Source organism: Candidatus Contendobacter odensis Run_B_J11 (genome assembly GCF_000531125.1).
In the GTDB taxonomy this organism is placed as follows: Bacteria; Pseudomonadota; Gammaproteobacteria; order Competibacterales; family Competibacteraceae; genus Contendibacter; species Contendibacter odensensis.
On the sequence record NZ_CBTK010000300.1, the window covers coordinates 1 to 9,730 of the forward strand.

Sequence of the window (9,730 nt, forward strand, 5' to 3'; positions counted from 1 at the left end):
ACAAACACCTTCTATAATACATTGATTAAATTGAGCTTTTCAAGAGACCGGGAACTGCTGGGAAAACACCGATCATTATTACGCCGGGAGCGAGCAAATACAGAGAAAGTTTCCGCAGGGCATTCGATGATCACCGCACTTCAGGCAATCAAAGTGTAGCTGAAGCGACTAGGCTGATGTTCATGGGTTACGGCTTTAACGATGATCATTTGGAACAGTATCTTTGTCCTGATCTGAAGCTTACCAAGCCGACAGTGATAATGACGAAGGAGCTTTCTGACAATGCTTTGAAGGCGATAGCCCATAGCAGAGGAACTCAAGTAATTGCGCTGAGTGCAGTTTCTGGTTCTGATCCACGGACACGTATTTCGACATCAGACGGAGAAGAAATTATCGTGGACGAGGAGCTTTGGCATCTTGATGGATTCAATAAAGGAGTGATCTGATGGCTTCATCTGTAATGTCTTTTGAGGGTGAAAGTCCCATTGGTCGGGTAATGTCAGTAGATACCATGCGGGTGTTCATTCATATCGATGACCACGAATTGCTCAAGAAGGTGATGATTGGGAACTTGGTGGCAATTCAAGGTGCAACGGGACATCAATATCTGATTTCAATTGTCGAGAGAATTACGAGGTTGCCCTCTGACTCAATTATCGATAGCGAAATACTGGACGATGAAACCGCACCAACTCAGGAGGATATGCAGGACACAATACGGGCCGTCTTGGTTGGGACATACCGGGTAAAGGATGGAGGTTCTGGCCCATCATTCAAGCGCGGCGCCGATTCATGTCCGCAGATTGACCAGCCATCCCACTTGATCCAAGGAGTCAATCTAACGGCATTCATGGGTGTTCTATCTCAGGATGTTCCCGCAGACAAAGCTCTTCGTTTGGGTCATTTTGCCATAGACCCAACGGCAGAGGCGGTTGCCGATGGTGACCGGTTTTTTCAGCGACATGCTGCAATTCTTGGCAGCACTGGTAGTGGCAAGAGCTACACGGTTGCGGCTCTACTCGAACGCGCAAACACCCTGAGTTATCCAAACCTTGTGCTTCTCGATATGCATGGCGAGTACGCCTCCTTAGCCAAAGATAAAAAGGACGGTTACGCCGAGTATTTAAAGATTGCAGGGCCTGGTGATCTCGCTGACCCAAAGCCGCACAGTCTGTTCTTGCCACATTGGCTTCTCAATCGGGAAGAGATGCTATCAATGCTACTTGATCGAAGCGACGACAATGCGCCAAATCAGGCAATGCGCTTTACCAACATTGTCTTTGATCAGAAGCGAAAAGTACTTAAAGACTTGAAGTTAACGGAAGTACTTGCATCGTTCACTGTTGATTCGCCGGTTCCATACGATCTGAAAGCTGTTCAGATAAGCTTGCAGAACGACGACCAAGAGATGGTTCCCGGATCATCCGGTCGAGATAAGCAAGGGCCGTGGTACGGGAAACTCACTAGGTTCATTAGTCGCCTTGAAGCGAAGATCGCAGATCGGAGATACGGTTTTCTTTTTCAACCACCTGTCGCCACAGAGTCGTATGAGTGGCTTCAGTCTTTTGCCGAATCTTTTCTCTCGACCAAAAGCGGAGTATGTTCTGGAATCAAGGTTGTTGATTTTTCTGAGGTTCCGTCAGATGTCCTGCCAACGGTTGTCAGCGTCTTGGCTAGAGTTCTTTATGACGTCCAGTTCTGGATGAAAGCAGAATCGCGCACTCCGGTTTGTTTGGTGTGTGATGAAGCGCATTTGTACTTGCCTGTCAGGTCTGATGCAGATGCGGCGGCAAAGCGTGCGCTAGACACGTTTGAGCGCATCGCGAAGGAAGGCCGGAAGTATGGGTTTGCGTTATTGGTTGTAAGCCAGCGCCCATCGGATGTCAGTAAAACGATTCTTAGCCAATGCCACAACTTCATAGCGTTGAGGCTGACAAACGAACAGGATCAGTCAGCGGTGAAATCGGTGATGCCCGATAGCATGGCCGGTATTGCTGACGTTCTCCCGCTTTTGGACATTGGCGAGGCAATCGTTCTCGGAGATTCAATCCTCTTGCCATCGCGCATTAAGCTCGATAAGCCCAAGGCAACACCATTGAGTCTCACCAAGAATTTTTGGCGCGAGTGGGGTGAGAAGGCATCTAACGCCAACGCGATCAAGGAAGCAGTTGAAAGTCTAAGACGGCAAAGCAAAGGCCCTGATAAAAAATAGTGCGCCAAAAGCTCGAACTCACCTGGATTGGCAAAACGAACTGGCATCGATTGGAGCCGCGCATTCTGCTGGAAGACCCAGCGAAGTCGTATCATGCGGAGCATTGGGTCAAGGTGGAACGGGCATCTTGCCCGTTTATTCCCGCGCAAGACGCCCATTCCACACTGCGTACTAGACGCTGAAACTCTCGCCACAGCCGCAACTGTCTTTAACATTCGGATTGCGGAAGCGGAAACCTTCATTCAATCCTTCCTTGGTGTAATCCAGTTCGATGCCGTCCAGATAGGGCAGATTCTTGGTACTGATCACGACCTTGACGCCCTGCGATTCAAAAATCTGATCGTCAGCTTCAATCGTATCGGCCAGCCCAACCACATACATATAGCCGGAACAGCCGGTATTGCGCACTCCCAGCCGCAGCCCCTGCGCTTGTTCCTTCTTGGCCAGATAGGACAAAGCGCGGTTAGCAGCTTTTTCGGTCAGGGTGATCGACATAATGAAATGCTCCTGAGAAGGTTAGGGATGATCAAATTGGAGGATGGGGTTGAAGGTTGGTTTCACCGCATGGGCGCGTAATGCCGCTTTAAGCGCGGTTTCAGCCAATACCGCACAATGCAATTTTTCCGGCGGCACGTCCAGCTTTGCAAGCAGTTCATGGTGGCGGAACGGGACAATTTCAACCAGTGCCCGGCCCTGGATGCACTCGGTCAGCAATGAACCACAAGCGATGGTCCAGCCGCAACCATAGGCTTTGAACCGGGCGACAACGACTACATCCCGCTCGTCCACCCGCAGATGCAATTGCAAAATTGCGCCGCTGACCGGTTCGCCGACCAGCGCCGCTGCCACATCAGGATCGGTCGGATTCAGGCTCCCGACATTGCGTGGTCGCTCGAAGTGATCCCGCGCCACCGCGCTCAATTCGCGCATGATCGCGCTCAGGCTGAAGTGTCGGCAGTCTGATTGGCCTTAGCCGCACAGTCGCCTTTTGGCTCATGCCAGCCTTCCGGGCAAGCTGCTGAACGCAATTCGCAACCATTCAGGTCCGGCAATCGCAACTCGCCCTGCGGTTCAATGCCGGCTTCGCGCAACGCCTGACACAGCACCCGAACCGCACGATCCAGCGCGTGGATGTGATCCAGCATCCGGTTAATGGCATGGGCTTCGGGGTCAGGCATATCCGGGGTGGTTCCATAAGCGTCAAAACCCAGTTTGCGGGCAATTTCCCGGCGCAAATCCAGATTTTCACCGCCTTCAGCCTCGACTACTCGACCCGGTACTCCGACCACCGTGGCATTAGCCGGCACGGCTTTGACTACTACCGAATTGGAGCCGATGCGGGCATAGTCGCCAACCTTGAACGGCCCCAACACTTTCGCACCAGCACCGATCACCACGTTATTGCCGAGCGTGGGATGACGCTTGCCCTTGTTCCAACTGGTGCCGCCCAGGGTGACGCCTTGGTACAAGGTGCAGTCATCGCCGATCTCAGCAGTTTCGCCAATCACTACGCCCATCCCGTGATCGATAAAGAAGCGTCGCCCGATTTTCGCGCCCGGATGAATTTCGATCCCGGTCAACCAACGGGCAAAGGCCGAAAAAAATCGCGCCAGCCACTTCAGGCCCATAGTCCACAGCGCATGATTGAAACGGTGAAACAACACGGCATGAATGCCGGGGTAGGAGGTCAGGATTTCGAATACGTTGCGCGCCGCAGGATCGCGGTCGAACACGCAGGTGATGTCTTCTCGCAGCCGCTGCCAGAACGCCATAGCCAATTGATCCCGCCGGTCGAAGTAAGGAGCCAACCGCACAGAGAGGGCGGATGGGATGCGGGATTATAGCAATGTTCGACAGGCTGGAAGATTCACGACTTTTTGACCTTGGCAAGCATCAACACTTGCAACCTCGATTGACACCGGTCATGCAGCCATGACGGGTATCGGTACCGGCATCGATTCCAGCGCTCCGCCGCAACTGCTGCCCTGGCCGGCGGTACAGCCGTAGCAGTGATCCGCAACCCGCACTTTAGCGCCGATCAATTCCCGGTCCAGCAGCGCGGAAAGATGAGTGCGATCCGCCCCGCCCGCGCCCAAAGGCAGCTTGAGCATCTGGTTAAAGTCGCAATCGTAAACATAGCCCTGCCAGTCCACCGAAATCAGATTGCGGCACATCACCGCTTCCAGATTCTCATCCCGGTGCGCGGACTTGAGCAGCTTCATGTAAGGCACGAACTGACCCTTGGAAATCAGTTGGCTACCGAAGCGCTGGATCGGCATGTTGGCCAGCACAAACAGCCGGGAAAACACGATCCCATAGTGTTCAGCCAATTCCTGTTTATAAGCCGCTTCCAGACCCAATTGATCGGGTGGTAACACCGGGCCAAGCGGGTTGTAGACCAGGTTCAGCGTCAAACCGCTATCGGACCGACCATAGCCAAGATCGTTGAGTTGCCGCAAACCAACCAAGCTGGATTCAAACACGCCCTTACCGCGCTGCTGATCGACGTTTTCTTCCAGATAACAGGGCAGTGAAGCGGTGATTTCAACTGCGTGATCAGCCAGAAATACGGCCAAATCCTCCTGACCGGGTTCGTTGAGAATGGTCAGATTGCAGCGATCCATGACGTGAAGTTTCTGCTGACGGGCGCGAATCACTAACCCACGAAAATAGGGATTTAACTCCGGCGCCCCGCCAGTCAAATCGAGATTTTCGATATGCCGCGCCGCTGCGTAACGCAAGAGTAATTCCATCGTCTCCCAGATCATTTCCTCAGTGCGTTGGGGGCCGGCTGCGACATGGCAATGGGTACAGGATTGATTGCAGCGGTAGCCCAGGTTCGCTTGCAGGGTTTCGACCCGCTGGCGGGCAACAGCGGGAAAATGGGTTTCCAGCAGCAGGGGAAGGGTGTCGCGCATACCGGCCCTCTCGGAAAAGTGTACTGTTATGTAATCCTGTAGCGGTAGTCCTGCACGATGCAGTGATTCGCCATGCAGGAAAATTTAACTTGTTAAGTTGTCAAGAATCTTACTACCTGACCACTACTTTCTACAGGACTATCCGCTATGGTTGCCCCGGTGACGAAGGCGCCGGTGACTTCAACCAATGCATCCAGCGTTTTTTTGAGCAAGCCCGGTAACCAGGCAACATCTTGATCCAGCGGAATAGTCAAATGGGATTCTCCGGGCAGACAGTAGCAGATCAAAACGAGCAGGGCGATATCGCATTAAAAGCGGTCACTATTAGAGCAGGCAGTGAGGCACTAACCGCTTTGAAGCGATGGCGACGCATAGACGCCACCTTGGAACCTTGGCACACTTGACAATAAACGTTCAGCCGGGAACATCAGGCGGTATTAATCAGACTACTTAGGCCACCCGCTCCGTTGGAACCGAGACCGCCTCATCAGGAACTCATGATCACCACGCTCTGCAACGACCGCCTGTTACGCGCCCTGCTGCGGCAACCGGTAGACCGCACCCCGATTTGGCTGATGCGCCAGGCGGGTCGCTATTTGCCGGAATACCGCGCCACCCGCGCGCGCGCCGGCCATTTCATGGCGCTCTGCCAGACCCCGGAACTGGCCTGCGAAGTCACTTTGCAACCGCTACAACGGTTTCCGCTGGATGCGGCGATCCTGTTTTCCGACATTCTGACCATTCCTGACGCCATGGGGCTGGGCCTGTCGTTCAGCGAGGGCGAGGGGCCACAATTCGCCCGACCGTTGCACTCGGCGGCGGATATTGCCCGGCTGGCCGCGCCCGATCCGGAACTCGAATTGCGCTACGTCATGGACGCGGTACGGCTGATCCGCCGGGAACTGGCTGGGCAGGTGCCGCTGATAGGCTTCGCCGGTAGCCCGTGGACGCTGGCGACCTACATGGTCGAGGGCGGCTCCAGCAAGGATTACACCCGGATCAAGGGACTGCTGTATGACCAGCCAGCGCTGCTGCACCAGTTGCTGGCCGTAACTGCCCAGGCGGTAATCGCCTATCTGAATGCGCAAGTGGCGGCTGGCGCCCAGGCATTGATGATCTTCGATACATGGGGCGGCATCCTTACCCCCCGTGCCTACCGGGAGTTTTCCTTGCACTACATGGCCCAGATCGTCGCCGGTTTAACCCGCGAAGCCGAGGGCCGACGGGTGCCGGTGATCCTGTTCACCAAGGGGGGCGGCGCCTGGCTGGAGGATATCGCCGCAACTGGCTGCGATGCGGTCGGGGTGGACTGGACGGTAGACTTGAGCGATGCGCGGCGGCGAGTCGGCGCACGGATCGCGTTGCAGGGCAATCTTGATCCCGCCGTGCTGTACGCTACTCCTGAACGTATCCGCCAGCAGGCGGCGCAGGTGCTGGCTGACTTTGGCCCTGGTCCCGGCCATGTTTTCAATCTCGGCCACGGCGTCCAGCCGGGGGTCAATCCGGAATCGGTTCGGGCGCTGGTCACAGCGGTGCATGAGCTGAGCGCGCCTTGTCACGCGGGAACCGGATTGTGAGATCGGCGGGGTAATGCAGATGCCGAACCCAAGGACGGTCAGCCCCCGGATTTTATCCGCTGGCGTTGTGGTGATCCATTGGAATCGCGATCATTACGACTATCTGCTGCTACGGGCCTACAATTACTGGGACTTTCCCAAAGGCGTCGTTGAAGTGAACGAGTCGCCGCTGGAAGCGGCGGTGCGCGAGGTCGAAGAGGAAACGACGTTAACTGGGCTGCGATTCCGCTGGGGCGATGTCTACCGGGAAACGTATCCCTATAATCAGGGTCGCAAGGTGGCTCGCTACTACATTGCCGAGTCGCTAGGCACCGACGTCAGCCTGCCGCCCAATCCCGAACTGGGGCGACCGGAACACAGCGAATATTGCTGGGTTAACCGTGCGGAAGCCTGGACCCTGCTGACCCTGCGGGTGCGGGCGATTCTGGAATGGACCGATGGTATCCTCGCCCGCCCACCGCGCCGACCCTGAGCCGTTGCCCGGATAGATTGCAAGTAGCGCAGGCAGTCCACCGGATTCTCTCGAACCTATCGTTCTTTTGGAGACCGCTCGTATGAGTCAGGACTATCAACCCCTCCCCTTTCATCGGCTGGACAGTGGCGCCAGTTATTTTCGTCCGCGCCAGAGCCTGCCCGATCAGGTCACTACCGATGATCCCGCCCTGACGGTGATGACGGATCTCAGCCGGGTTACCGCGTACACGGCTGAATTGACCACGCCGCTGAACAAGGCGCAGGAAACCATGATCAAGCGCGGAGTGCGGCTGCTGTTGGTGCGCGATACCGACGGTCATATCGTTGGTTTGATCACCAGTCGCGACATCGAGGGTGAGAGACCGGCCCGTATCTTGGCCAAAGCTGGCGGCGCTTGGGAAGATTTGCTGGTTGCCGACATCATGACCCTCAAGCCCAAGCTGGAGGTGCTATTGATGACAGAGGTGCAGAATGCGCAGGTGGGCGACATCATTGCCACCTTGCGCCAGGTAAACCGCCAGCACGCGATGGTGGTAGACGCTGACCCGGACACCGGCATGTTAGCGGTGCGTGGCATTTTCTCGCTGTCGCAGATTGGTTTGCAGTTGGGATTGGACATCGATCCGGCACGGCACCCGACGACCTATACCGATCTGGAGCAGGCGGGGATTGATTACCCGATCAAGATCGACGAGTCGTTGCCTTGATCGTCTCCCGTATCGGGGCGATATCCATATCATCAGCGATCACTCCGCGCCCCAGATCGCGGAGCAGAATCAACCGTAACCGTCCATCCTGAACCTTCTTGTCCACCGCCATCAGCCGCAGGAAATCATCGGGAGTCAACGCCGGTGGCGGCGCCACCGGCAGGCGGGCGCGAGTCAGTAGCGCTCGAACCCGCTCCACCTGCGCCTTGCGCAACCAGCCCAGCCGCGCCGACAGCTCGGCCGCCATAATCATCCCCGCCGCTATCGCCTCGCCGTGCAGCCATTCGCCGTAACCCACTCCGGTTTCAATGGCGTGGCCGAAGGTGTGACCGAGATTCAGCAAAGCCCGCTCGCCAGTTTCCCGCTCGTCGGCGACCACGATTTCGGCCTTGTTGCGACAGGAACGCTCAATCGCCTCGCTCAGCGCAGCAGGATCTCGCGCCAGCAACGCTTCCAGATTCGCCTCCAGCCATTCCAGAAACGGGAGATCGCGAATCAATCCGTACTTGATGACTTCGGCCAGGCCGGCGCTCAGTTCGCGATCCGGCAGGGTCGTCAGGGTGTCGGTGTCGGCCAGCACGCAGCGCGGTTGATAAAAGGCGCCAATCATGTTCTTGCCGAGCGGATGATTGACTGCGGTTTTGCCGCCCACCGAGGAATCCACCTGCGCCAGCAGCGTGGTTGGAATCTGGATGAAATGGACGCCGCGCTGATAACAGGCCGCAGCAAAACCGGTCATATCGCCGATCACTCCACCGCCGAGGGCGATGAGGGTGCAGTTGCGATCAAGGCGGTGGTTCAGCAGCGCGGTAAACACCTCATTCAGCGTGTCCAAGGTTTTGTAACGCTCGCCGTCGGGCAGGATCACCGCCTCGTGGCGCAAACCGGCCAGAGCGGCGCGGGTACGGTCGAGGTACAACGGGGCAACGGTGGTATTGCTAACCACCAGCACTTGCCGGCCCGGAATGTGAGGGCGCAGCAGTTCGGACTGTCCGAGCAGACCGGGGCCAATGTACAGGGGATAGCGGCGGTCGCCGAGTTCAACGTAGAGGGTTTGCATGGCGCGTAGGCAGTCGGGCGATGGGATCAGAGTTGAGAGGGTTCCAACGGGTTCAAAATATCGCGCAGCACCTGTCGGATCGGTCGGCCTTCGGTCAGCACAATGCTATCGGCAATTTCACGATACAGCGGATCGCGGCACTCGAACAGTTGTGCCAGCCGTGCTTTGGGATCAGCGGTTTGCAGCAGTGGGCGGTTGGTATCGAGAGAGGTGCGGCGAAGTTGTTCGTCCACCGAAGCCACCAGATAAATCACGAAACCGCGTCCGCCTAGACAGCGGCGGTTATCGGGATCGAGGATCACGCCGCCGCCCGTCGCAAGAATGATGCCCGGACGCTGGGTGAGTTCAGCAATCACGGCTTTTTCCCGGCTGCGAAATCCCGCTTCGCCCTCCAGTTCAAAAATCAGCGGGATACTAGCCCCCGCGCGTTGTTCGATTTCATGGTCACTGTCGAGGAACTCCCGCCGCAGCGTCTGCGCCAGGCGGCGTCCAATAGTGGTTTTACCGGCACCCATCGGGCCGATGAGGAAGATGTTGGAAAGAGTCGGTGGCATGACGGCGGCGTAATCGGTGGACGCAGGTCTTTGGTTGCCGCCTAGTGTACGGCATCACTTTTCAGAGTTTCGACAGGAACTCCATCGCTGTTCAGTCGGCTGCGGTCGTTTCGGGATGAGCGGGGTGCCAGGGCAACAGCTTTTTTAACCCGGCGTCCACGGCGAAGTACAGACCGACCGCCAGCGTCGCCAGCACTCCCAGCGCCGCAAACATCAAATCAATCTGCA

General features: G+C 56.6%; 12 protein-coding genes. 5 read left to right on the plus strand and 7 right to left on the minus strand.

All coding sequences use genetic code 11. From position 1 onward, the window contains the following. Positions 1 to 176 precede the first annotated feature (176 nt). Together BN874_RS20165 and BN874_RS20170 are read left to right on the plus strand one after the other, a co-directional pair. Positions 177 to 446, plus strand: coding sequence for a hypothetical protein (locus tag BN874_RS20165; protein ID WP_034436431.1), 270 nt, complete (start codon positions 177 to 179; stop codon positions 444 to 446). Beyond that, complete coding sequence (locus BN874_RS20170; protein WP_034436433.1) at positions 446 to 2,212, plus strand: ATP-binding protein; 1,767 nt, start codon at positions 446 to 448, stop codon at positions 2,210 to 2,212. The genes BN874_RS20165 and BN874_RS20170 overlap by 1 nt, the downstream gene beginning before the upstream one ends. Positions 2,213 to 2,383: 171 nt before the next feature. Here the strand turns inward: BN874_RS20170 and BN874_RS20180 are convergent, their stop codons facing one another. The 5 genes from BN874_RS20180 to BN874_RS24805 form a co-directional block, all read right to left on the minus strand. Next, on the minus strand, positions 2,384 to 2,707 hold the full coding sequence (locus tag BN874_RS20180) for a HesB/IscA family protein (protein ID WP_034436437.1): 324 nt from the start codon (positions 2,705 to 2,707) through the stop codon (positions 2,384 to 2,386). Positions 2,708 to 2,728: 21 nt separating this feature from the next. Beyond that, positions 2,729 to 3,142 carry an iron-sulfur cluster scaffold-like protein gene (locus BN874_RS20185; protein WP_034436439.1) on the minus strand — a complete coding sequence of 138 codons (414 nt, stop codon included), beginning with the start codon at positions 3,140 to 3,142 and terminating at the stop codon, positions 2,729 to 2,731. 8 nt (positions 3,143 to 3,150) lie between these two features. Further along, positions 3,151 to 3,984 (minus strand): serine O-acetyltransferase, encoded by an 834-nt coding sequence (cysE, locus tag BN874_RS20190; RefSeq protein WP_051498130.1) that lies wholly within the window; start codon positions 3,982 to 3,984, stop codon positions 3,151 to 3,153. A 150-nt stretch (positions 3,985 to 4,134) separates the two neighbouring features. Beyond that, the gene (arsS, locus tag BN874_RS20195) at positions 4,135 to 5,130 is read right to left on the minus strand and encodes an arsenosugar biosynthesis radical SAM (seleno)protein ArsS (protein ID WP_034436441.1); all 996 of its coding nucleotides are present in this window, start codon (positions 5,128 to 5,130) and stop codon (positions 4,135 to 4,137) included. Positions 5,131 to 5,222: 92 nt separating this feature from the next. Continuing rightward, positions 5,223 to 5,384 carry a hypothetical protein gene (locus BN874_RS24805; RefSeq protein WP_154725045.1) on the minus strand — a complete coding sequence of 54 codons (162 nt, stop codon included), beginning with the start codon at positions 5,382 to 5,384 and terminating at the stop codon, positions 5,223 to 5,225. Between the two features lie 246 nt (positions 5,385 to 5,630). Here BN874_RS24805 and hemE point away from each other — a divergent pair, with 246 nt between their 5' ends. The 3 genes from hemE to BN874_RS20210 all read left to right on the plus strand — a co-directional run bounded on the left by hemE (position 5,631) and on the right by BN874_RS20210 (position 7,888). After that, complete coding sequence (gene hemE / locus BN874_RS20200) at positions 5,631 to 6,707, plus strand: uroporphyrinogen decarboxylase (RefSeq protein ID WP_034436452.1); 1,077 nt, start codon at positions 5,631 to 5,633, stop codon at positions 6,705 to 6,707. Positions 6,708 to 6,726: 19 nt separating this feature from the next. Beyond that, positions 6,727 to 7,179 carry an NUDIX domain-containing protein gene (locus BN874_RS20205; protein ID WP_051498131.1) on the plus strand — a complete coding sequence of 151 codons (453 nt, stop codon included), beginning with the start codon at positions 6,727 to 6,729 and terminating at the stop codon, positions 7,177 to 7,179. 82 nt (positions 7,180 to 7,261) lie between these two features. Then, positions 7,262 to 7,888 (plus strand): CBS domain-containing protein, encoded by a 627-nt coding sequence (locus BN874_RS20210; protein WP_034436443.1) that lies wholly within the window; start codon positions 7,262 to 7,264, stop codon positions 7,886 to 7,888. Here BN874_RS20210 and aroB read toward each other — a convergent pair. After that, positions 7,863 to 8,948, minus strand: a complete 1,086-nt coding sequence (gene aroB / locus BN874_RS20215) for a 3-dehydroquinate synthase (RefSeq protein WP_034436446.1) — start codon at positions 8,946 to 8,948, stop codon at positions 7,863 to 7,865. The two genes, BN874_RS20210 and aroB, sit on opposite strands and share 26 nt — an antisense overlap. Positions 8,949 to 8,974: 26 nt before the next feature. After that, entirely contained in the window at positions 8,975 to 9,502 is a 528-nt protein-coding gene (gene aroK, locus BN874_RS20220; protein ID WP_034436449.1) for a shikimate kinase AroK, read from the minus strand. Positions 9,503 to 9,730: the final 228 nt, after the last annotated feature.

What these genes read in the sequence shown, in the direction of transcription:
- BN874_RS20165 (WP_034436431.1), top strand. Translation starts at nt 177, where the DNA reads ATGTTCATGGGTTACGGCTTTAACGATGATCATTTGGAACAGTATCTT.
- BN874_RS20170 (WP_034436433.1), top strand. Translation starts at nt 446, where the DNA reads ATGGCTTCATCTGTAATGTCTTTTGAGGGTGAAAGTCCCATTGGTCGG.
- BN874_RS20180 (WP_034436437.1), bottom strand. Translation starts at nt 2,707, where the DNA reads ATGTCGATCACCCTGACCGAAAAAGCTGCTAACCGCGCTTTGTCCTAT.
- BN874_RS20185 (WP_034436439.1), bottom strand. Translation starts at nt 3,142, where the DNA reads ATGCGCGAATTGAGCGCGGTGGCGCGGGATCACTTCGAGCGACCACGC.
- cysE (WP_051498130.1), bottom strand. Translation starts at nt 3,984, where the DNA reads ATGGCGTTCTGGCAGCGGCTGCGAGAAGACATCACCTGCGTGTTCGAC.
- arsS (WP_034436441.1), bottom strand. Translation starts at nt 5,130, where the DNA reads ATGCGCGACACCCTTCCCCTGCTGCTGGAAACCCATTTTCCCGCTGTT.
- BN874_RS20205 (WP_051498131.1), top strand. Translation starts at nt 6,727, where the DNA reads ATGCCGAACCCAAGGACGGTCAGCCCCCGGATTTTATCCGCTGGCGTT.
- BN874_RS20210 (WP_034436443.1), top strand. Translation starts at nt 7,262, where the DNA reads ATGAGTCAGGACTATCAACCCCTCCCCTTTCATCGGCTGGACAGTGGC.
- aroB (WP_034436446.1), bottom strand. Translation starts at nt 8,948, where the DNA reads ATGCAAACCCTCTACGTTGAACTCGGCGACCGCCGCTATCCCCTGTAC.
- aroK (WP_034436449.1), bottom strand. Translation starts at nt 9,502, where the DNA reads ATGCCACCGACTCTTTCCAACATCTTCCTCATCGGCCCGATGGGTGCC.